The sequence below is a fragment of the Caballeronia sp. 11_S32 genome (assembly GCF_056930355.1).
Genome location: NZ_JBXOWH010000003.1, coordinates 1,247,071 through 1,268,963 on the forward strand (window position 1 = coordinate 1,247,071; position 21,893 = coordinate 1,268,963).

Genomic DNA, 21,893 nt, shown 5'->3' on the forward strand with positions numbered 1-21,893 from the left:
AACGCACACGGCAAACGCTTGTCGAAAGACCGCTGGCCTTTCGGATTGCATCCGAGCCAGCGGTCGTTCCATTTGGAGATTCGCCTCATGAAGTTCCGCTTCCCCGTCGTCATCATCGACGAAGACTTTCGCTCCGAGAATATCTCGGGTTCCGGCATCCGCGCGCTTGCCGAGGCGATCGAGAAAGAAGGCGTCGAAGTCCTCGGCCTGACGAGCTACGGCGATCTCGCCGCGTTCGCGCAGCAGTCGAGCCGCGCGTCGTGTTTCATTTTGTCGATCGATGACGACGAGCTGCTGCCTTACGCCGACAACGTCGTCGTGGAAGGCGACACCCCGGAACTGGCATCGGCCATCGTCGCATTGCGCGCGTTCATCAACGCGGTGCGCCGCCGCAACGCCGATATCCCGATCTTCCTGTACGGCGAAACGCGCACCTCGCGCCACTTGCCGAACGACATCCTGCGCGAACTGCATGGCTTCATCCACATGTTCGAGGACACGCCGGAGTTCGTCGCGCGCCACGTGATCCGCGAAGCGAAGGTCTATCTCGATGCGCTCGCGCCGCCGTTCTTCAAGGAGCTCGTGCAGTACGCGGACGAAGGCTCGTATTCGTGGCACTGTCCGGGACACTCGGGCGGCGTCGCGTTCCTGAAGAATCCGCTCGGACAGATGTTCCATCAGTTCTTCGGCGAGAACATGCTGCGCGCGGACGTCTGCAACGCGGTCGAGGAACTCGGCCAACTGCTCGATCACACCGGTCCGGTCGCGGCGTCGGAACGCAACGCGGCGCGCATTTTCGGCGCGGATCATCTCTTTTTCGTGACCAACGGCACCTCGACCTCGAACAAGATAGTGTGGCACGCGACCGTTGCGCCGGGCGACATCGTGCTGGTGGACCGCAATTGCCACAAGTCGATCCTGCACGCGATCACGATGACCGGCGCGATCCCCGTGTTCCTCACGCCCACGCGCAATCACTTCGGCATCATCGGGCCGATTCCGCGCGACGAGTTCAAGCCGGAGAACATCCGCAAGAAGATCGAGGCGAATCCGTTCGCGCGCGAGGCGCTCGCGAAGAACCCGAAGATCAAGCCGCGCATCCTGACGATCACGCAGAGCACGTATGACGGCGTGATCTATAACGTCGAAATGATCAAGGATCTGCTCGGCGACCTGCTCGACACGCTGCACTTCGACGAAGCTTGGCTGCCGCACGCCGAGTTCCACTCGTTCTATCAGGACATGCACGCTATCGGCGCGGGGCGTCCGCGTACGGGCGCGCTCGTGTTCGCGACGCACTCCACGCACAAGCTGCTCGCGGGCATTTCGCAGGCGTCGCAGATTCTCGTGCAGGACAGCGAGAACAGCACGTTCGACCGGCATCGTTTCAACGAGGCGTATCTGATGCATACGTCGACGTCGCCGCAATACGCGATCATCGCGTCCTGCGACGTCGCTGCCGCGATGATGGAAGCGCCGGGCGGCGAGGCGCTCGTGGAAGAATCGATCGCGGAAGCCGTCGACTTCCGCCGCGCGATGCGCAAGGTCGACGCCGAATACGGCGACGACTGGTTCTTCACGGTCTGGGGCCCGGACGCGCTGGCGGAAGAGGGCATCGGCGACCGCGAGGACTGGGTTCTGAAGCCCAACGACCGCTGGCACGGCTTCGGCGCGCTCGCGGAAGGCTTCAACATGCTCGATCCGATCAAGGCGACGATCATCACGCCGGGACTCGATGTGGACGGCGAGTTCGGCGAGCACGGCATTCCGGCCGCGATCGTGACGAAGTATCTGGCGGAGCACGGCATCATCGTGGAGAAGACGGGGCTGTACTCGTTCTTCATCATGTTCACGATCGGCATCACGAAGGGCCGCTGGAACTCGATGGTCACCGAACTTCAACAGTTCAAGGACGACTACGACAACAACCAGCCGCTGTGGCGCGTGCTGCCGGAATTCGTCGCGCAGCATCCGTCGTACGAGCGCATCGGCCTGCGCGATCTATGCGAGCAGATTCACAGCGTCTATCGCGCGAACAACATCGCGCGCCTGACGACGGAGATGTACCTGTCGAGCATGGAGCCGGCGATGAAACCGTCCGAAGCGTTCGCGAAGCTCGCGCACCGCGAGATCGATCGCGTGCCCATTGACGAGCTCGAAGGGCGCGTGACGTCGATCCTGCTGACGCCGTATCCGCCGGGCATTCCGTTGCTGATTCCGGGCGAGCGTTTCAATCGCACGATCGTCGATTATCTGCGCTTCGCGCGCGAGTTCAACGAGCGCTTCCCGGGCTTCCATACGGATATCCACGGGCTCGTCGGCGAGATGATCAACGGACGCATCGAGTATTTCGTCGATTGCGTGCGGGATTGATCGCGACGGCGACATTCGGCTCGCCCGGAAGTTGATTCGGAAGCTGATCGTCGCCGTGATCGTGTCGTGGTGGTGTCCCGCGGCCCTGGCCGGTCGCGGTGGCACCGGCGGCACCTGGCCATGCACCGTGAACGTCTGCGCGGAGCCGGTGCCGACGCTGTGCGTCACCGTTGCGCCGTTCGTGCCGTCTCCCCGAATCTGGACGCGCACGGGAACGTAATAGATCTGATAGTCGATCGTTTCCCACGCCGCCTTCCGAGGGCGCGAGCTTGTGTGCCGCGACGGTGCCACCTTCCGTCGTCTCCCCCGCCGTATTGTGGCGAGCAGATTGTCGAGACGTTGGATTGGACCGTCCGGATGAAAGAACGGCCTTCGGATGAAGGCCGCTTCGCCGGGTGCTCCGGGTGCTCCGGGTGCTCCGGGTGGTCGGGCAGTGGGTTTAGATGAGCCCTTCGGCCTTCATCGCCGCCTGCACGCCGGGACGCGCGCCGACACGCGCCTGATACGCGACGAGCGCGGGCCACTTGCCCAGGTCGAGATCGATGTGCTTCGCCCAGCCGAGCACGGTGAAGAGATATGCATCGCCGATGCTGAATTCGTTGCCGAGCAGGAATTGCTGGTCGTCGACCTGTTGCGCGACGTAAGCGAGACGGCGCTCGAGATTGGCCATCGCGGCGGCTTTCCAGTCGCTGCTGGCGGCCGGATTGAAGAACGGCGAGAAGTTCTTGTGCAGTTCCGTGCCGATAAACGTGAGCCAGCCTTGCAGACGATAGCGCGCCATGGCGTCGTTGAGGGGCGCGAGATGCTTCGCCGGAGCCTGGTCCGCGATGTATTGCATGATCGCCGGGCCTTCGGTCAGCAACTCGCCGTTGTCGAGCAGCAGCGCAGGCACGTAACCCTTCGCGTTGATTTTGGTGAAATCCGCGCCGCTCGCGGTGAGCTTGGTCTTGAGGTCGACGGCTTCGGTTTCGTAAGGAAGCCCGGATTCTTCGAGGGCGATGTGCGATGCGAGGGAACAGGCGCCTGCCTTGTAGAACAGTTTCAAAACATGATCTCCAGAGTGAATCGCGCACGATTATGAACGATGTCGTGTGCGCGCCGCATCCGCTGTCATGAAACTATCTGTGTCGTCGGGTGAAAGATAGGACTCGACGGAATGGCTGCTGCTTTGAGGCAGTGAATCGATCGATGTCAGTCGAGGATGAAATCGCGCGGAGGTGTGAACGGCTTCGGCGGCATCGCGAACTCCGGGTCCGCGGCCATATCATGCAACGCGACCTCTATGGTGTCGCACATGGCATTGAGCGCGAGATCGTTCTCTTCGAGCCCGAACGGATCCTCGATCTGCGCGGCGATCGCTTCGAGCGCCATGAACGCATACGCGACGAGCAGCGCGAACAGCGGCGTGAGCAGACCTGCGCCATCGACGAGTCCGAAGGGCAGCAACACGCAGAAGAGATAAACCGTGCGGTGGATCATCACCGAGTACGAGAACGGCAGCGGCGTGGTCGCGATGCGCTCGCATCCGCCGATCACGTCAGACAGCGCGTTCAAATTGTGCTGAATCGCGAGCATCGCACAGCCGTCGAGCGCGCCTTCGCGCTTGCGCCGTGCGACCCATTCGCCGAGCCAGACGAGAATCAACGCGGGCCGGTACTGCGCCGCGGTCACGCGCGCGTGCAACCCGGCTGGCAAGCGCGGTGCAAGATCGGCGAGCGCGTCGGTGCCGCGCAGTTGATGCCGCAGCGCATGCGCCAGTCCGCCCAACGCAGCGAGAAAGTCTCGCGTGTGCATCGGATCGCGCGGATCGGGCAACGACAACACCTGCTGCGCCAGCGCCCGCGACGTGTTGAGCAGCGAGCCCCACAGCTTGCGGCCTTCCCACCAGCGCTCATAACTCGCGCCGTTGCGAAACCCCAGAAACACCGCGAGCGCGATGCCAACGAGCGCGAACGGCGGCGTGCCGAGCCCGATCGGGTAGTGGCGCATGTGATCGTGCATGAAGATGGCCGCCACCGACAGCGTGAAGATCAGCGCGAGCCGCGGCAGCATTTGCGGCAGCACGGAGCCGCGCCACACGAACAGCAGCCGGAACCAGTTCAGTTGAGGGCGGATGATCATATCGCGGGCGCCGGGCGAGTCGGAATCATGAATGATCGACATCATAAGGGAGCTTATCGATTCGCGGAAACGTCACGCTGGTTTCGTCACCGCATCACACGCGATCGATGCGAGGAACGCGCCATTGCGTTGTCTGCTCGTGCGTATTCGTGCTGACTCATAGCCGCCGGGCGGGAAACCAGAATGAAAGCTCCTTCCCGCAGAGCTCGGTCAATTAATCAGGAAACCGGAGCGAATAAGGCCGTTGATCGTTTGAATCCGCATCTTGCGTGCGACGTATAACCATTTCGAATTGCTCGAATACGTCGCCACACCACGGACATCACTTGAGCCCGTCGCTCGTGACTTTCAGCAGCTCAGATTTGGGACCGTCGCCGTCGAGTTGCCACGTGAAGGCGCCGCGCAGGTTCTGCGTTTTGACGTAGTCCATCTTGATCTTGATTCGGGAATTAACCGGCCGGCCGACGCAGGTTCGAAGACCGCGCATTCTTCCCTTCTTCTTTTGCGTTTCAGAACCAATGGCAGGAAAACATGCTCGCCATGTAAAACACCCCAAAGGCCGGACGGATATCCAGCCTTTGGGGTGCGAACGAGCTGATGCGGGACGTTTCAGTCGAGCGCCGCGCGCGCCGCCTTTGCCGCTGCCCGAACCTGATCCGGCGCCGTGCCGCCCGCGTGATTGCGGCTCGCCACCGACCCTTCGAGCGTCAGATATTCGAACACGTCCTCGCCGATGAGATGCGCGACGTTCGGCAGTTCCTTCTTCATTTCTTCGAGCGACAGGTCCGCGATATCGCACTCGCGATCCACGCAAATGCGCACCGCATGCGCGACCGCTTCGTGCGCATCGCGGAAGGGCAGGCCGCGCTTCACGAGATAGTCCGCGAGATCGGTCGCGGTCGAGAAGCCTTGCAGCGCCGCCGCGCGCATCGCTTGCGGCTTCACCGTGATGCCCGCCGCCATTTCCGCGAAGATGCGCAGCGTGTCCGCGACCGTATCGACCGTATCGAACAGCGGCTCCTTGTCTTCCTGATTGTCCTTGTTGTATGCGAGCGGCTGGCCTTTCATCAGCGTGAGCAGCGCCATCAGGTGGCCGTTCACGCGGCCGGTCTTGCCGCGCGCGAGCTCGGGCACGTCGGGGTTCTTCTTCTGCGGCATGATCGACGAACCCGTGCAGAAGCGGTCCGCCAGATCGATGAAACCGACGCGCGGGCTCATCCACAGCACGAGCTCTTCCGAGAAGCGCGACACGTGCGTCATGATGAGCGCCGCTGCCGCAGTGAATTCGATGGCGAAATCGCGATCCGAAACGGCGTCGAGCGAGTTCGCGCAGATGCCGTCGAAGCCGAGCGTCTTCGCGACCGCGTGGCGGTCGATCGGATAGCTCGTGCCCGCCAGCGCCGCCGCGCCCAGCGGCAGGCGATTCACGCGCTTGCGTGCATCGCGCATGCGCTCGGCATCGCGCGAGAACATTTCGACGTAGGCCAGAAGGTGATGCCCGAACGTCACCGGTTGCGCCACCTGCAGGTGCGTGAAGCCGGGCATGATGGTGTCGGCATGCTTTTCGGCCATGTCGATGAGCGCGACGCGCAGATCCTTCAGCAGCCCGCCGATTCGGTCGATCTCGCCGCGCAGCCACAGGCGGATGTCGGTCGCGACCTGATCGTTGCGCGAGCGGCCGGTGTGCAGGCGCTTGCCCGCATCGCCGATCAGCGCGGTCAGACGCGCCTCGATATTCAGATGCACGTCTTCCAGATCCAGCTTCCACTCGAACTCGCCGCGCTCGATTTCGCCCTTGATCTGCGCCATGCCGCGCTCGATGGCGGCGACGTCGTCGGCGCTGATGATCTTCTGCGCCGCGAGCATCGACGCGTGCGCGAGCGAGCCTTGAATGTCGACGAGGGCGAGGCGCTTGTCGAAGAACACCGACGACGTATAGCGCTTGACGAGCTCCGACATCGGCTCGGAGAAGCGAGCCGACCAGGCTTCGCCTTTTTTGTGGAGTTGGGACGTCATGGTGATGTGCAGTGGCGGTTGAGGCGGCTTTCTGCAAGCCGGAAGCCTACGATTTTAACAAAACGAGCTACGCGTCCCCGACGAGAATCACGAGCTTCAAATCCTCCCGATGCGCCGGCTTGAACGTGATCTGATTGAACACCACGCGCCCGTGCGCCGGATGGTTGAACGCGCGCTCGCCGCCCTCGCGCTCGAACACGTCCTGCGACGCCCAGAAGCGCGCGAATGCGTCGCTGGCGGCGCTGAGATTGTCGATGAGCGCGCGCGTCGGCGCATCGTTCAGATGGCGGATCGAGTCGGCGCGGAATTCGGCGGCGAGGCGTCGCGCGCGCGTTTCCCAATCGACGATGAGATCGCACGCCGCCGGCGATGTGAACGTGTACGTCAGCAAATTGCGATCGTTCGTGCCGTCGAGCCAGCCGACGAAGAGATCGGCCGCATGCTGGTTCCAGCGCAGCGCGTTCCATTGACGATCGAGCACGTAGGCCGGCGCGCCGATCAGCGCGACGGTCTGAAGCAGCGCGGCGGGCGCGTCCTGGCTCGCGGGATCGGGCTCGGCGGGATCGCGCTGCGCCGCGAGCTCGAAAAGATACGCACGTTCGGCGCGCGACAGCTGAAGCGCGACCGCGATGCGCGCGAGGGCATCGGCGGAAGCGGACACCGGGCGGCCTTGCTCGATCCACGTGTACCAGGTGGGACTCACGCCGCAGAGTTGCGCCACTTCCTCGCGGCGCAGGCCGGGCGTGCGGCGGCGCGGACCGGCCGCGAGGCCGACGGCTTGCGGCGACAGCCGTTCTCGATGCGCGCGGATGAATTCGCCGAGTGCGTGCGCGGGCGTTTCGGCGAGGGGGTCGTGCTTGTCGGGATGGTTCATTCAGACTTCGAAACGCGTGTTCTGGCGTCGACGGGTGGTATAGATACCAGAATATCTGCTCAACTTGTACTGGTACAAAGGCGGCTCTATTGTAGCGGCAGGCACTAGAGCCATAACGAAACCGGAGCCCACGATGAAACACCACGACCAGGTCGCCGATGCCTTCGGCAGCACCGCCGCCGCCTATCTCACGAGCGCCGTCCACGCGAGCGGCGCCGATCTGCAGAATCTCTCCGCGACCTTCGCGGCCACCTGCGGCAACGCGAGCGTGCTGGACATGGGCTGCGGCGCGGGCCACGCGAGCTTCGCGATCGCGCCGCACGTGCGCGAGGTGGTCGCGTACGACATCGCGCCGCAGATGCTCGCGACGGTCGAAGCCGCCGCGAAGGAGCGCGGCCTGACGACGATCCGCACGCAGCAGGGCGCGGCCGAAACGCTGCCGTTCGCCGACGCCGCGTTCGACTGGGCCGTGAGCCGCATGAGCGCGCATCACTGGCGCGACGTGCCGGCCGCGTTGAATGAAGTGCGGCGCGTGCTGAAGCCGGGCGGGCGGCTGAAGTTCATCGATATCGCGGGCATTGACGATCCGCTCTACGACACGCACATTCAGGCGATCGAAATCCTGCGCGATGCATCGCATATCCGCGACTATCGCGCCGACGAATGGATCGCGATGCTCGATGCCGCCGGCTTCGACGCGCAAGTGACCGAGCGCTGGCGCATTCCGCTGGAATTCGAGTCGTGGGTAACGCGCATGCGCACGCCGCCGGAGCGCGTGACGGCGATCAGGTCGATGTGGAACAGCGCGCCCGATGAAGTGCGCCAGTACTTCGGCGTGAAGGACGATTGCTCGTTCGAGCTGGACGCGATGATGATCGAGGCGAAGCGAAGGGGCTAGGAAGGAAAACGGCGTCGTGCCGCAACGACACGACGCCGCGAAACATCAACCCGTATTGCGCAGCCCCGCCGCGATCCCGTTGATCGTCAGGTGAATCCCGCGCCGCAGCCGCACGTTCTGATCGCCGGCGCGGTGGCGCTTCAACAGTTCCACCTGCAAGTGATTGAGCGGATCGAGATACGGGAAGCGGTTCTTGATCGAGCGCGCAAGCAGCGGGTTGTCCGAGAGACGCTCGCCCTTGCCCGTGATCTCCGCGAGCACGTTCGACGTGCGCTCGTGCTCCGCGACGATCTTGTCGAACACCGTCTTGCGCAGCTTCTTGTCAGTGACGAGCTGTGCGTAGCGCGACGCGACCGCGAGATCGGTCTTCGCGAGCACCATGTCCATGTTCGACAACAGGTTCTTGAAGAACGGCCACGTCTTGTGCATCTTGCGCAGCGTCGCGAGCCGCTTCGCGCGTTCTTCCTCGGAGCCGGCCTTGTCGAGATAAGCGGTCACAGCGCTGCCGAAACCGTACCAGCCGGTCAACAGCAAACGGCACTGGCCCCACGAGAAACCCCACGGAATCGCGCGCAAATCCTCGATCTTGCGCTGCTTCGGGTCCTGCAGCTTGCGCGACGCCGGCCGGCTGCCGATGTTCAGTTCCGCGATCTCGGAGATGGGCGTCGACAGGAAGAAGTAGTCGGTGAAGCCGGGGGTCTCGTAGACGAGCGCGCGGTATGCGGCCATCGCCGAATCGGAGAGCGTCTGCATCGTCGCCTCGAATTGCGGCAACTGCGCGGGCGCGTTCTCGTGCGGCAACAGCGATGCTTCCAGCGTCGCCGCGACGACCGTCTCCAGATTGCGCCGCCCGATCTCGGCGTTGGCGAACTTGCTCGCGATGACTTCGCCTTGCTCGGTGAGGCGGATTTGCCCGTCGACCGTGCCGGGCGGCTGCGACAGAATCGCCTGATAGGTCGGGCCGCCGCCGCGGCCGACCGTGCCGCCGCGGCCATGGAACAAACGCAAGGTCGTGCCGCGTTCCTTGAACAGCGTGACGAGCGCCAGTTCCGCGCGATACAGCTCCCAGTTCGACGTGAGGAAGCCGCCGTCCTTGTTGCTGTCGGAGTAGCCGAGCATCACTTCCTGCTCGTTGCCCTGATTCTCGATCAGCTTGTCGATGCCCGGCAGCGCGAAGAACTCGCCCATGATGACAGGCGCGTTGCGCAAGTCGGCGATGGTCTCGAAGAGCGGAATGACCATGAGGCCGTCGCGCGCCGCGTCGTCCCTGGCGCCGAGGCAACCGTGCAGCACGCCCGTTTCCTTCTGCAGCAGCATCACTTCCAGCAGGTCGCTCACCGTTTCCGTGTGCGAAATGATGTAGTTGCGCACCGCGCGCATGCCGAACTTCTCGCGCGTCTCGCGCGCCGCTTCGAGCACGCCGAGCTCGCTCTTCGCGAGATCCGAATATTGCGCGTAGGGCAGGCGCAGCGGACGCGGCTGCGCGAGTTCCTTCAACAATACTTCGCGCTTCTGTTCCTCGGACAGCGACGCGTAATCCGCGACGACGCCCGCGCGCGCGAGCAACTCCGTGACGACCGCTTCGTGAATGTCCGAGCTTTGCCGTAAATCGATGCTCGCCAGATGAAAGCCGAACACTTCGGCCGCGCGCGCGAGCGGCGACAGTCGCAGGATCGACATCGACGCGCCGTGATGCTCGGCGAGCGAATCGATCAGCACGTGCAGGTCGCGCACGAATTCGGAGGCGTCGGCGTAAGGCTTCGCGCGGATCTGCGGCGCGCCCGGGCCCGCGCTGCGCACGGCGACGACGCCTTCGCCGAGCCGCACGCGCGCGCTCGCCGCGAGCCGCGTGTAGATGCCGATGAGCGCGCGCCGATACGGTTCGTCCGTGCGATGCGGCGACTGGTCGGGCGAGGCATCGGCGAGCGCTTTCAATGCATCGCTCGAACCGGCGAGCAGGTTCGACACGGACAGCTCCGCGCCGAGCTTGTGCACCTCTTCCAGATAGTGTTCGAAGATCACGATGGCTTGCCGCGTGATCGCCGTTTCGAGCGTCTCGCCGGTGACGAACGGATTGCCGTCGCGGTCGCCGCCGATCCAGCTTCCCATCTGGAAGAACGGCGGCAGGCGCACGGGCAGGCCGTGTTCGGCGAGCGCGCCTTCGATATCGGCGTAGAGCGCGGGAATCTCCGCGAGAAAGGTCGCGCGATAGTAGGACAGCGCGTTGTCGATTTCATCGGTGACGGAGAGGCGCGCGTCGCGCAGCATGCGCGTCTGCCATAGCGACGTCACTCGCGCGCGCAGCACGGCTGCATTCTGCGCGCGCTCGCGGGCGGTCAGCTCCTGATCGCGCTCGGCGAGCAGGCGCGCGATGTCGTGCTGCGCATCGAGAATGCTCTTTCTCGACACTTCGGTCGGATGCGCGGTGAGAACGGGGACGATCAGCGCATCGCCGAAAAATTTCTCCAGCATCTTGCGCGTCGCGCTGATGTTCTTGTGCTCGCGCATGCGCTCGATTGCATAGGCGATCGTGCCCGGCTGGGAGCCTGAGCCCGCGAGCGCGTGAATGCGGCGGCGGCGATTGTGATGCCGGTCTTCGGCGATGTTCGCGAGATGCGAAAAGTAGCTGAACGCGCGCACGACGGACACCGTCTGCTCCGGCGTCAGCGCACGCAGCTTCTTCTCCAGCGCCTGGGCGGCTTCGCTGTCGTCCTCGCGGCGGAACTTCACGGCCGTCTGACGAATGGCTTCGACCACATCGAACACGGCGTCGCCTTCCTGCTCGCGCAGCACTTCGCCGAGCAGGCGGCCGAGGAAGCGGATGTCCTCGAAGAGCGGGCGGTCCTTGTCGTCGCGCGTGCGGCTCGTGGGCTTGGAACTGGCCGCGCCGTTCGCACGCAGCGTTTTCGCCCGGGTTGCGACGGGTTTCGCCGCGGCCTTGATGCCTGGCTTCGCCTTCGGCGCGATGGCCGCTTTCGATGCCTTCGCGGCCGTGGCGGCCTTCGTGACGATGGGCGACGACGCCGGGCGGGGCGCGTCGGAGGAGGAAGACTTGGGCAATGCGGCGTTGCGGCGCGCCGCGCGAGCCGATCCAGAAGACGTCACGTTGGGTTCCTCTCAGAAGCTGCGAAGCCAGGGCACATCGACGCGACGCCGCGACCGGAAAGGGCGAGGCATCGAGCAGGAAACCGCAGACCGTGCGAACGGCCGTGCGTCAAACCGGCGACAGCATGCCGCGGCGTTCGGCGCGCCCCGAAGCGTTCATCGCACGCGACACGGCGAGCGCCGCCGTTCACATCGATAGAAACGCACCGCGGACGCCCCGAAAGGCGCATCGGACAAGGCTCTCGCGCGCTGCCTGGGTGTCGGTGGACCTTGGCGTGCGTGCTACCATTGTTCGCTAATGTCTATTCATCCATCCCGTCATTCGATCGAGCATCAATGAATTCCGAGACGCGTTCCACGACACCGCCCACGAGCATAACCATCGCTTCGCGGGAAAGCCGGCTGGCGATGTGGCAGGCCGAGCACGTGCGGTGTGCGCTGCACAAATTATATCCATCTTGCGACGTGAAAATCCTCGGAATGACAACGCGCGGCGATCAGATTCTCGATCGTACGCTGTCGAAGGTCGGCGGCAAGGGTTTGTTCGTGAAGGAGCTCGAAGCCGCGCTCGCCGATGGCCGTGCGGATCTCGCCGTGCATTCGCTGAAGGACGTGCCGATGGAACTGCCCGAAGGCTTCGCGCTCGGCGCCATTCTGGAACGTGAAGATCCGCGCGATGCCTTCGTGTCGCCGCATTTCGAATCGCTCGACGCGCTGCCGGCGGGGAGCATCGTCGGCACGTCGAGCCTGCGCCGCGAAGCGATGATCCGCGCGCGCTTTCCTCATCTCGAAGTGCGCCCGTTGCGCGGCAATCTCGATACGCGTCTCGGGAAGCTCGACCGCGGCGAGTACGCGGCCATCATTCTCGCGGCCGCGGGCCTGAAGCGGCTCGGGCTCGAAGCGCGCATCCGTGCGCTGCTCGATCCCTCCGAGAGTTTGCCGGCGGCGGGCCAGGGCGCGCTCGGCATCGAGATCCGCGCGGATCGCGCCGATATGGCCGCGTGGCTCGCGCCCTTGCACGATGAACGAACCGCGCTCGCGGTCGAGGCGGAGCGCGCCGTGTCGCGCGCGCTCGGCGGCAGTTGCGAAGTGCCGCTCGCGGCGCATGCCGTATGGCACGAGGGCGCGCTGCATCTGCGCGGCGCGGTGTCGATGCCCGACGGCAAGCGCGTGCTGCGTGCCGAAGAAACCGTGCGTTCGCCCGATCTCGCCGCCGCGCTCGCGCTCGGCCAGCGCGTCTCGGCCGATCTCGAAGCGCAGGGCGCGATGGACATCGTCAAGGCACTCACGACGATGAGCCGCGCGGACGGCCCCAACACCGCGCCCCCGGGGCCGAAGTCCTGATGGCGAGCGCACGCCGCGCTACCGTCGTCGTCACGCGTCCGGACGGACAGTCGTCCGCGTTGCTCGCGATTCTTTCCGGCGCCGGCTTCGACACGCTGGAATTCCCGCTCATCGATATCGCGCCCGTTGCCGACGATGCCCCGCTGCGCGCCGCGCTCGACGAGCTCTATCTGCCGCCGGATGCGCCCGCGCGTTACGCGCTCGTCGTATTCGTGTCGCCGAATGCGATCGATCATGCGTTCAGCCGGCTCGCCGCGCCGTGGCCCGCGGATCTGCCGGTCGCGGTCGTCGGTCCCGGCTCGGTGGCGGCGCTCGCGCGGCAGGGCGTGCATGCGCCGTCGCATCGCGTGATCAGTCCGTCGACGGAAGAAGCCGATCCGCGCTTCGACTCCGAAGCGCTCTACACCGCGATCGAAGCGCATTTCGGCACGAACGGTCTGGAAGGCCGGCGCGTGCTGATCGTGCGCGGCGACGGCGGCCGCGAATGGCTCGCCGAGCGGCTCATCGAGACAGGCGCGCGTGTCGAAAAGGCTGCCGCGTATCGCCGCGTGCTGCCCGAGCCGTCGATGCAGAAATGGGAGCGCATTCACGAACTGCTGGCAGGTGAGCCGCATGCGTGGCTGCTGACGAGCTCGGAAGGCGTGCGCAATCTCGCCGAGCTCGCGCACGAGCATCTCACCGCCGACGAAATCGTGCGCCTGAAGCGCGCGCCGCTCGTGTGCCCGCACCCGCGCATCGCCGAAGCCGCGCGCGGGGCGGGTTTTGATAGGATTACGGTGTCCGGCGCGGGCGACGAACGCATCGCACACTCGCTGGAGGCGCTGTTCCCGCCCGCTAGCGCCGCCGCGTCCGCGCAAGCGGCGACATCACGCGATCCGGAGGCCCACGCACACGCGAGCGCATCGAGCTCGATCCATTCCTCATCCGCGCCGACGGACGCCAACCCGGCCACCGCGCCGGCCCACCAAACGGCTCAATCACGCATGACTGACTCGAACGATTCCAAGAAAGCTTCACCTCAGCCGAACGTGACACCGCCCTTGCCGCCGAACACGCCCTTCACGCCTTACGAGCAGCAAAAGCGCCGCGGCGGCGCGGGCATCGTGGTGTTGTGGTTCGTCGTCGTCATTCTGGCGGTGGCGGCGGGCGCGGGCGCCTTCGTCCTGAACCGCAAGTTCGACCGCGCCGACGCGCAACTCTCGCAACGCGTCGCTCAGTCCGACGAGCAGAACGCCGATCTTCGCGCGAAGGCCGATCAGGCCGCGAGCGCCACCACGGCGCTCAACACGCAGATCATCCAGTTGCAGGGCAAGCTCGCCGACGCCGAAGCGCACAGCCAGGCGCTGCAGCAGCAATATCAGGATCTCGCGAGCAACCGCGACGACTGGACCGTCGCCGAAGTCGAGCAGATTCTGTCGAGCGCGAGCCAGCAGTTGCAACTGACGGGCAACGTGCAGCTCGCGCTATTCGCGCTGCAAAGCGCCGACACGCGTCTCGCCGCGACCACCGGCCCGCAGGTGGTGACGATCCGCAAGGCGATCGCGCAGGACATCGACAAGCTGAAGGCCACGCCCACCACGGACCTCACCGGCCTCGCAATCAAGCTCGACACGGCCATCGATCAGGTCGACCAGTTGCCGCTTTCGGGCGAGGCGCCGATCGCGCGCGCCCGTGCGCAGGCAGCCGAGCCGGCCAATAGCGCGTCGATCGCGGCGGCGACCGGCGAGCCGCGCTGGAAGGTGCTGTGGCGTCAGATCACGAACGGCATCGGCCAGCAGTTGTCGAGCCTCGTGTCGGTGCGGCGCATCGACAATGCCGACGCGATGCTCACGTCGCCCGATCAGGGCTACTTCGTGCGCGAGAACGTGAAGCTGCGTTTGTTGTCCGCGCGTCTGTCGCTGCTGTCGCGCAGCGAGACGACCCTCAAGTCGGATCTTCACGCCGCCGACGCCGCGCTCGCGCGCTACTTCGATGCGTCGTCGAAAAAGGTGCAGGCCGTGCGCGAACTCGTGAAGCAGGTCGATCAGGCGTCGCTCGCCGTCGCCGTGCCGAACCTGAACGCGAGCCTCGCCGCCGTCCATCAGTTCAAGCGAGGCGGATGATGACGATTCGTGGACTCATCTGGCTCGCGCTGCTGTTCGCCGTCGCGGTGATCGTCGCGACCGTCGGCGGCTTCAACAACGGACAGATCCTGCTCGTGATCCCGCCGTATCGCGTGGACATGTCGCTCAACCTGTTCGCGGTGGCGCTCGTCGTGCTGTTCATCGTGCTGTACGCGATCGTCCGCGCGGCGCGCGGCGTCTGGAAGATGCCGTCGCGCGTGGCCGCGTACCGGGCGCGCAGCCGGCTCGCGAAGGCGAATGCGTCGCTGCGCGATGCGGTCGGGCATCTCTACGCCGGGCGCTTCTCGAAGGCCGAGAAGGCCGCGCGCGACGCGCTTTCCGTCGACGACAACAAGGGCGCGGCGGGGCTCATCGGCGCGAACGCGGCGCACCGTCTGCATGAATACGCGCGCCGCGACGAATGGCTCGCGCAGGTCAGCGGCGCGGACTGGCAGGATGCCCGTCTGATGGCCACCGCCGACATGCGCGCCGATGGCCGCGACGCCGACGGCGCGCTCGTCGCGCTCACCGAGATGCAGGCGCAGGGCGGACGGCGCATCCACGCGCAGCAGATCGCGCTGCGCGCGCAGCAGCAGTTGAAGAACTGGAGCGAGGTGCTGAAGCTCGTGCGCATGCTGGAAAAGCGCGAGGCGCTGCATCCGGCGGTGGCGGTGCGTCTGCGTCAGGTCGCGGCGGAGAACCTGCTGCGCGATCGCCGGCATAACCCGGACGCGCTCATGGAACTGTGGCAATCGCTGTCGGCGACGGAGCGTCAGTCGCCGCGCCTCGCCGATCTCGCCGCCGAACTGCTGATCGCGCTCGATCGCCGCGCGGAAGCGAAGAAGATCGTCGAGGACGCGCTCGCGCACAACTGGGACGCGCGGCTGTTACGGCGCTATCCGGATTGCATCGTCGGCGGCGACGCGTTCCCGCTGATCCAGCGCGCCGAAGCGTGGCAGAAGGAGCGCACCGAAGACGCCGACCTGCTTTTCACGCTCGGCCGGCTGTGCCTGCATCAGCAGTTGTGGGGCAAGGCGCAGGCGTTCCTCGAATCGGCGCTGAAACTCGCGGACAACGAGCCGCTCAAGATCCGCACGCATCGCGCGCTCGCCCGTCTGCACGAGCAACTGGGCGACACGGAGAAGGCTGCGGAGCATTACCGCGCAAGCGCGCTGGCGATGAACGTCGTGTAATCCGGCGGCACTGCGCTTGCTTGAAGGAAAGGGCCGCTTCGAGCGGCCCTTTTGCATGGCACCCGATGCGTACGGTGCTTTTCGCGTTGTCTGTACGGCATCGCACGGCTACCGTACGGGCAACATGGTCTAGTTTTGGTCTACCAATTGGATGATGGAGACGTGCGTTCGATGCGTCGTTGCCATCGAGACAGGGAGGCGGAGTGAAACGAGGGCTGCACACGTTCATCGGGCTCGCGCTCGTCGTCGTCCTGTCATGGCCCGACACGTCGCATTATTTCGCGCAGGGCATCGTCACGACGGCGCCGTGGACCGGAACGTGGTCCACCGCGCCCGCCATCACCCCCGATTCCGGCTTCAATAATCAGACGATTCGCCAGATCGTGCATACGAGCATCGGCGGCACGGCGGCGCGTCTCAAGTTCTCGAATCTCTTCGGCGAGAAGCCGATCACGATTGGCGACGTGCATATCGCGCGCCGTTCGCGCGCCGCGCGCACGATCGCGAACACCGATCGCCAGGTGACCTTCAACGGCCAGACCTACGTCTCGATTCCGGCGGGCGGCTCCGTGCAGAGCGACGCCGTCGCGTTCCAGGTGCCGGCGCTCGCCGACATCGCCGTGAGCATGCACATTCCTTCGCAGACGCCGCCGCGTTCGACCGGCCATATCGACGCAATGCAGGACGTCTACATCGCGCCGGGCGACGTGAGCGCCGATTCGGCGTTTTCCGGCGGCGTCGCGAATGCGGCGGGCGGCCAGTCCTACTATTTCCTCACCAATGTCGACGTGATGAACGCCGCCGCAACGGGCGCGGTGGTCGCGTTCGGCGCGTCGATCACGGACGGGATGGAGTCGACGCCGAACATGAACCGGCGCTGGCCGAACCGGCTCGCGGACCGGCTGATCCGCGCAGGCATGAATGTCGGCGTGCTGAACCAGGGCATCAGCGGGAATGACTTCTTCACGGACGGCTCGGGCCAGGCCGGGCTCACGCGCTTCGGCCGCGACGTGCTCGGGCAGGCGAACGTGAAGTGGGTGATCATTTCCGACGACGCGGTGAACAATCTCATCAGCGGCAATCCGCCGACCGCGCAGCGACTCATCGACGCGTATCAGCGGCTCGTGAAGCAGGCGAACGACGCGCATGTGGGCGCGATCTGCTCGACCCTGACGCCGTTCGAAGGCGTGGCCGAATGGACGCCCGACATCGAGAACACGCGGCAGACGGTGAATGCGTTTCTGCGCGGCCGAACCAGCGGTTGCGATGCCGTGCTGGATCTGGCCGAGGTGCTGGGCGACCCGGCGGGCTCCGATCGGGCGTCCGCCTATGCGAGTTCCTACAACAGCGGCGACGACCTGCATCCGAACGACGCGGGCATGCAGGCGATCGCCAATGCCGTCGATCTGACCTGGTTCGCCGCGCTGCCGCCGATCAACGCGCCGAGCGCGTGCGGCCGGCTCACGTCAGGAGAAGGGCTCGGGGCAGGGCAAGCGCTCGCGGCGTGCAGCGGGAACGTGGCGCTGAGCATGCGGGACGACGGCTATCTGGTGGCCGTGATGAATGGCCAGGCGATCTGGTCATCGCGTGTGAGCGGCAAGCCGGGCGTCGAAGTCCGCATGCAGGAGGACGGCAATCTCGCGATGTTCGACAACAACGGCGCGATGGTCTGGCAGACGCACACCTCGGTGCCCGGCTCCTATGGGTTGATCCAGAAGGACGGGCATCTCGTCATCTATTCGCCGCATGGCACGGCGCTATGGTCGAGCGCGGGATGAGCGGAGCGTGGGCCCGCCGTCCGGAAGGAATCAGTACGTGGGAACCGAAGGATCGACCTGACGCGACCAGGCGTCGATGCCGCCGTACAGGTTGAACATCTGCGTGAAGCCGCGCGATTCCAGGAACATCGCGACCTGCGCACTGCGCGCGCCGTGATGGCAGATGCAGACGATCTGCGCTTCGTCGTCGAGCTCCTCGCTGCGTGCGGGGATGTCGCGCATCGGAATCGACACGATGTTGGCCATCTGCGCCGTCTGGATTTCCCAAGGCTCGCGCACATCGAGCAGAACGGGAGCGGGGCGCGAGGTATCCGCGAGCCACGCGGCGAGTTCGGGTGCGGTGAGATTTTGCATGGAGATTCCGGCAGGACGCGCGCTGCCGGACTGACCGGCAGCGCGCTTTCGGCTGTTAGAACTTGAACAGCGACGGATGCACCGCGTTCTTGAGCGGAGCGACGAGCGTCTCGAACACGTCCGACACGCGGAACTGCTTTTCATCGACACGCGTGATGATCTGCGCCTTCATGACCGGCGCCGCGCCGACGAACGCCGCAATGCGCCCGCCGATCTTCAGTTGCTCGAGAAACTCCTGCGGCATGACCGGCAGGCCGCCCGACACGCAGATGACGTCGTAAGGCGCGCCCTGATTCCAGCCGAGCGCGCCGTCGCCGGTGATGACTTCGACGTTCGTCACGCCGTTTGCCGTCAGGTTCTGCTTCGCGAAGTCGGCGAGTTCCGGCGAGATTTCGACCGTGGTCACGCTGCGGCCGCGATGCGCGAGGAGCGCCGCCATATAGCCGGAGCCCGTGCCGATTTCCAGCACGGTTTCGCCCTTTTGAACCGCGAGTTCCTGCAGGATGCGCGCTTCGACCCTGGGCGCGAGCATCCGCTCGCCGCCGGGCAGCGGAATTTCGAGGTCCGCGAAAGCGATATTGCGGTACGCGGCGGGAACGAAGTTCTCGCGCTTGACGATCGTGAGCAGATTCAGCACGTCCTGGTCCAGCACTTCCCACGGACGAATCTGTTGCTCGATCATGTTGAAACGCGCTTGCTCGATGTTCATGTTCTGTGTGCGTAATGGCGACCGGAGGCAGGCGTGCATCGCGGCCGGATGCGGGGCTAGAAAACTACGGGATTGTAGCAAAAGGACGGGTTTTCCCGCCTGTTTCGCGCATCGGGCCGGCTGGCGCTAGTGCGGCAGCCGGATATCGAACTTGAAGGTGACGAGCCGCGCGAGCAGGATGAACGCCGTCGAAATGAGCACGTTGTAGATCGTGTCGACGTCGAGCCGGTCGAGCCCGAGATAGATCCAGCAGCCCGCGAACGCGCACACGGCGTAAGGGCGCGAGTCGCGCAGGATCAGCGGGATTTCGTTGCAGAGCACGTCGCGCAGCACGCCGCCGAACACGCCGGTGACGACGCCCATCATCGTCGCGGTGAAGGCGGGCATCTGCGCGTCGAGCGCGATCGAGGTGCCCGACACGCTGAAGAGGCCGAGCCCGACCGCATCGGTGACGAGCAGCGCGCGCTGGTCGAAGAGGCGCGACGTCACGCGCAGAAAGAGCGGCGCGAAGATCGCCATCGCGAAGATGAAGAGCACGTAATCCTGATGCTCGACCCAGTAGAACGGGCGGCGCGAGAGCAGCACGTCGCGCACGGTGCCGCCGCCGAACGCGGTGACGAGCGCGACGAGAAACGCGCCGACCGCGTCGAGCCGGCGCTTGCGCGCCTCGATGAGTCCCGAGAAGGCGTACGCGAAAATCGCGAGCGCCTCCATGATGGCGATAGCGAGGCTGAGTCTAGGATGCACTGTCCGGCCCCGGATTAGGGTGCTTGCCGAGGCTCTTGTCCTGCGGATGATTGTGATGACGCGGCGTGCCGCCCGGCTGCAGCAGCACGAGCACGGCGCCCGCGCCGCCGTCATGCGGCCGCGCCTGACAGAACGCGATCACTTCCGACTTCTGCACGAGCCACGCGCGCACCTTGCCCTTCAGCACCGGCTCGCGGCCGATGGACCCGAGCCCCTTGCCGTGGATCACGCGCAGGCAGCGCAGCCCGCGCTTCACCGATTCGCGGATGAACTCCGCGAGCGCCTCGCGCGCTTCCTCGCGGCGCATGCCGTGCAGATCGAGCTGCGCCTGAACGATCCACGCGCCGCGCCTGAGCTTCTTCACGACTTCCTGGCTGATGCCGGGACGGTAGTAGGACAGCGTTTCGTCGATATCGAGCAGGCTTTCCGGATCGTATTCGTCGGAGAGCGCTTCCTGCAGCACGGCTTCCTCGTCGCGGCGGCTCTGTAGCGGCACGGGCGGAGGCGGCACGCGCGTGACGGTCGTGCGCGGCGGCGTCTTGAGCGGCTCGACTTCGCCGATCGCGCGGCGGAACTCGTCGGCATCGGCGACGGCTTCGCGCTCGGCGCGCGCCGCCGCGACGCGCTGCACTTCGCGCTTCTCGGCGTCGGCCTTCAACGCGCTCTTCAGCGACGAAAGTCCGCCTAAGCCTTCGCGCTTCACGGCGGCGGCGACATGGCGCGCATCGGCCGGCTTCGCTTCAGCGGGCGCGGCCGGGCGCGGCGCAACTTTTTGCCGGGCTTTCGGTTCGTTCGGGTGGGGGAGATTCTTCGGCATCGTTCGGCCAGCGGAAATCGTCAAGGAACGTGAGCGGACACGACGCGTTGCGCGCCGATTGTGCCACGCGCGCCGCATGCCGGATGCCGGCGCGCGCAACGACCGTCCGCGCGCGTCGAAACGAAAACGGGCCGGCGGTTCGAACCGTGGCCCGTCGTTCGTGCGGGCGCGCCGTCTCGCGCCCGCGCGGGTCGATCAGCGATCCGCTTCGTGGCTCATCGAATGCGGCGTCGGCGTCTCGTTGATGGTCTCGAGATAGCGCTGCGCGTCCAGCGCGGCCATGCAGCCGGTGCCCGCGCTCGTGATGGCCTGACGATAGACGTGATCCTGCACGTCGCCCGCCGCGAACACGCCGGGGATGCTCGTCGCGGTTGCGTCGCCGGTGGTGCCGCCCTTCGTGATGATGTAGCCGTTCTTCATCTCGAGCTGGTTGACGAAGAGATCGGTGTTCGGCTTGTGGCCGATCGCGACGAACACGCCCTGCAGCGCGATGTCCGTGGTCTTGCCCGTCTGCGTGTCCTTGACGCGCAGGCCGGTGACGCCGGACTGGTCGCCGGTGACTTCGTCGAGCACGTGATTCCACTTGATGTCGACGACGCCTTCCTTTTCTTTCGCGAGCAGGCGGTCGATCAGGATCGGCTCGGCGCGGAACTTGTCGCGGCGATGCACGACCGTCACCTTCTTCGCGATGCCCGCGAGGTAGATGGCTTCCTCGACGGCCGTATTGCCGCCGCCGATCACCGCGACTTCACCGTTGCGATAGAAGAAGCCGTCGCAGGTCGCGCAGGCCGACACGCCCTTGCCCATGAACGCTTCTTCCGACGGCACGCCGAGATATTGCGCCGATGCGCCCGTCGCGATGATGAGCGAATCGCAGGTGTACTCGCCCGAATCGCCGATCAGGCGGAACGGACGCTCGTTGAGCTTCGCCGTATGGATGTGATCGAACACGATCTCGGTGTTGAAGCGGCGCGCGTGTTCCTCGAAACGCTGCATCAGTTCGGGGCCCTGTACGCCCGAAGGGTCCGCCGGCCAGTTCTCGACGTCCGTGGTGGTCATCAGCTGGCCGCCTTGCGCGAGGCCGGTGATGAGCAGCGGCGACAGGTTCGCGCGCGCGGCGTAGACGGCGGCGGAGTAGCCGGCGGGGCCGGAACCGAGAATCAGCACTTTGGCGTGTTTGGGCGAAGACATGATGATGGTCCGTTATTGGTGGTCAGCTCGGAAGTACGCCGGTTGCGCCTCTTACGGCGCCTGACCGACGTCTGCAACGCAGCAACATCGACGCCAGCCGCGCGAACGCGCCGGAGGCGCTTCCGATGAACCGTATCTAGGAGCAAAAGAGGGATTATAAAGGTCGCCGGAAAAGCCTTCCGAGTGAACCTTTCAATCGGATTGATAGGCGTCGGGCGCGGCGCCGGCCGCATGACGAGCGCGTGACGAGTGTTACAGGTTGCAAGAACGC

At 65.5% G+C, this 21,893-nt stretch carries 16 protein-coding genes and 1 pseudogene; 6 read left to right on the forward strand and 11 right to left on the reverse strand.

Annotated features, from left to right (window positions below; translation table 11 throughout):
* The first annotated feature begins 87 nt into the window (after positions 1-87).
* On the forward strand, positions 88-2,373 hold the full coding sequence (locus AC1Z32_RS17400; protein ID WP_483479797.1) for an Orn/Lys/Arg family decarboxylase: 2,286 nt from the start codon (positions 88-90) through the stop codon (positions 2,371-2,373).
* A 60-nt stretch (positions 2,374-2,433) separates the two neighbouring features.
* On the opposite strand, the pseudogene AC1Z32_RS17405 reads toward AC1Z32_RS17400, so the two are convergent.
* The 5 genes and pseudogenes from AC1Z32_RS17405 to AC1Z32_RS17425 all read right to left on the reverse strand — a co-directional run.
* Positions 2,434-2,664 (reverse strand): annotated as a pseudogene (locus tag AC1Z32_RS17405) (spore coat protein U domain-containing protein); the annotation flags it as partial.
* 148 nt (positions 2,665-2,812) lie between these two features.
* Positions 2,813-3,418: a glutathione transferase GstA gene (gstA, locus tag AC1Z32_RS17410; RefSeq protein ID WP_483479798.1), complete on the reverse strand. Its 606-nt coding sequence runs from the start codon at positions 3,416-3,418 to the stop codon at positions 2,813-2,815.
* Positions 3,419-3,564: 146 nt separating this feature from the next.
* Positions 3,565-4,494, reverse strand: coding sequence for a bestrophin family protein (locus AC1Z32_RS17415; protein WP_483479799.1), 930 nt, complete (start codon positions 4,492-4,494; stop codon positions 3,565-3,567).
* A 609-nt stretch (positions 4,495-5,103) separates the two neighbouring features.
* Positions 5,104-6,510 (reverse strand): argininosuccinate lyase, encoded by a 1,407-nt coding sequence (gene argH / locus AC1Z32_RS17420; RefSeq protein WP_483479800.1) that lies wholly within the window; start codon positions 6,508-6,510, stop codon positions 5,104-5,106.
* A 67-nt stretch (positions 6,511-6,577) separates the two neighbouring features.
* A complete protein-coding gene (locus AC1Z32_RS17425; RefSeq protein ID WP_483479801.1) occupies positions 6,578-7,384 on the reverse strand; it encodes a helix-turn-helix transcriptional regulator in 807 nt (268 codons plus the stop codon).
* Between the two features lie 133 nt (positions 7,385-7,517).
* Here AC1Z32_RS17425 and AC1Z32_RS17430 point away from each other — a divergent pair, with 133 nt between their 5' ends.
* Complete coding sequence (locus AC1Z32_RS17430; RefSeq protein ID WP_483479802.1) at positions 7,518-8,282, forward strand: class I SAM-dependent methyltransferase; 765 nt, start codon at positions 7,518-7,520, stop codon at positions 8,280-8,282.
* 45 nt (positions 8,283-8,327) lie between these two features.
* Here the strand turns inward: AC1Z32_RS17430 and ppc are convergent, their stop codons facing one another.
* Entirely contained in the window at positions 8,328-11,387 is a 3,060-nt protein-coding gene (gene ppc / locus AC1Z32_RS17435; protein WP_483479803.1) for a phosphoenolpyruvate carboxylase, read from the reverse strand.
* Positions 11,388-11,723: 336 nt separating this feature from the next.
* Between ppc and hemC the strand changes: the two genes are divergently transcribed.
* The 4 genes from hemC (at position 11,724) to AC1Z32_RS17455 (ending at position 17,804) form a co-directional block, all read left to right on the forward strand.
* Positions 11,724-12,731 carry a hydroxymethylbilane synthase gene (gene hemC, locus AC1Z32_RS17440; protein WP_483479804.1) on the forward strand — a complete coding sequence of 336 codons (1,008 nt, stop codon included), beginning with the start codon at positions 11,724-11,726 and terminating at the stop codon, positions 12,729-12,731.
* The gene (hemDX, locus tag AC1Z32_RS17445; protein ID WP_483479805.1) at positions 12,731-14,833 is read left to right on the forward strand and encodes a fused uroporphyrinogen-III synthase HemD/membrane protein HemX; all 2,103 of its coding nucleotides are present in this window, start codon (positions 12,731-12,733) and stop codon (positions 14,831-14,833) included. Before hemC ends, hemDX begins: the two co-directional genes overlap by 1 nt.
* A complete protein-coding gene (locus tag AC1Z32_RS17450) occupies positions 14,833-16,026 on the forward strand; it encodes a heme biosynthesis HemY N-terminal domain-containing protein (protein WP_483481665.1) in 1,194 nt (397 codons plus the stop codon). The genes hemDX and AC1Z32_RS17450 overlap by 1 nt, the downstream gene beginning before the upstream one ends.
* A 203-nt stretch (positions 16,027-16,229) precedes the next feature.
* On the forward strand, positions 16,230-17,804 hold the full coding sequence (locus tag AC1Z32_RS17455; RefSeq protein ID WP_483479806.1) for a GDSL-type esterase/lipase family protein: 1,575 nt from the start codon (positions 16,230-16,232) through the stop codon (positions 17,802-17,804).
* 30 nt (positions 17,805-17,834) lie between these two features.
* On the opposite strand, the gene AC1Z32_RS17460 is transcribed toward AC1Z32_RS17455, so the two are convergent.
* The 5 genes from AC1Z32_RS17460 to trxB all read right to left on the reverse strand — a co-directional run bounded on the left by AC1Z32_RS17460 (position 17,835) and on the right by trxB (position 21,622).
* The gene (locus AC1Z32_RS17460; RefSeq protein WP_483479807.1) at positions 17,835-18,158 is read right to left on the reverse strand and encodes a rhodanese-like domain-containing protein; all 324 of its coding nucleotides are present in this window, start codon (positions 18,156-18,158) and stop codon (positions 17,835-17,837) included.
* Positions 18,159-18,213: 55 nt separating this feature from the next.
* Complete coding sequence (locus AC1Z32_RS17465) at positions 18,214-18,867, reverse strand: protein-L-isoaspartate O-methyltransferase family protein (protein WP_483479808.1); 654 nt, start codon at positions 18,865-18,867, stop codon at positions 18,214-18,216.
* 126 nt (positions 18,868-18,993) lie between these two features.
* Positions 18,994-19,581: a trimeric intracellular cation channel family protein gene (locus tag AC1Z32_RS17470; protein WP_198399211.1), complete on the reverse strand. Its 588-nt coding sequence runs from the start codon at positions 19,579-19,581 to the stop codon at positions 18,994-18,996.
* 22 nt (positions 19,582-19,603) lie between these two features.
* The gene (locus AC1Z32_RS17475) at positions 19,604-20,431 is read right to left on the reverse strand and encodes a Smr/MutS family protein (RefSeq protein ID WP_483479809.1); all 828 of its coding nucleotides are present in this window, start codon (positions 20,429-20,431) and stop codon (positions 19,604-19,606) included.
* 195 nt (positions 20,432-20,626) lie between these two features.
* Positions 20,627-21,622, reverse strand: coding sequence for a thioredoxin-disulfide reductase (gene trxB, locus AC1Z32_RS17480; RefSeq protein ID WP_483479810.1), 996 nt, complete (start codon positions 21,620-21,622; stop codon positions 20,627-20,629).
* Positions 21,623-21,893 lie beyond the last annotated feature (271 nt).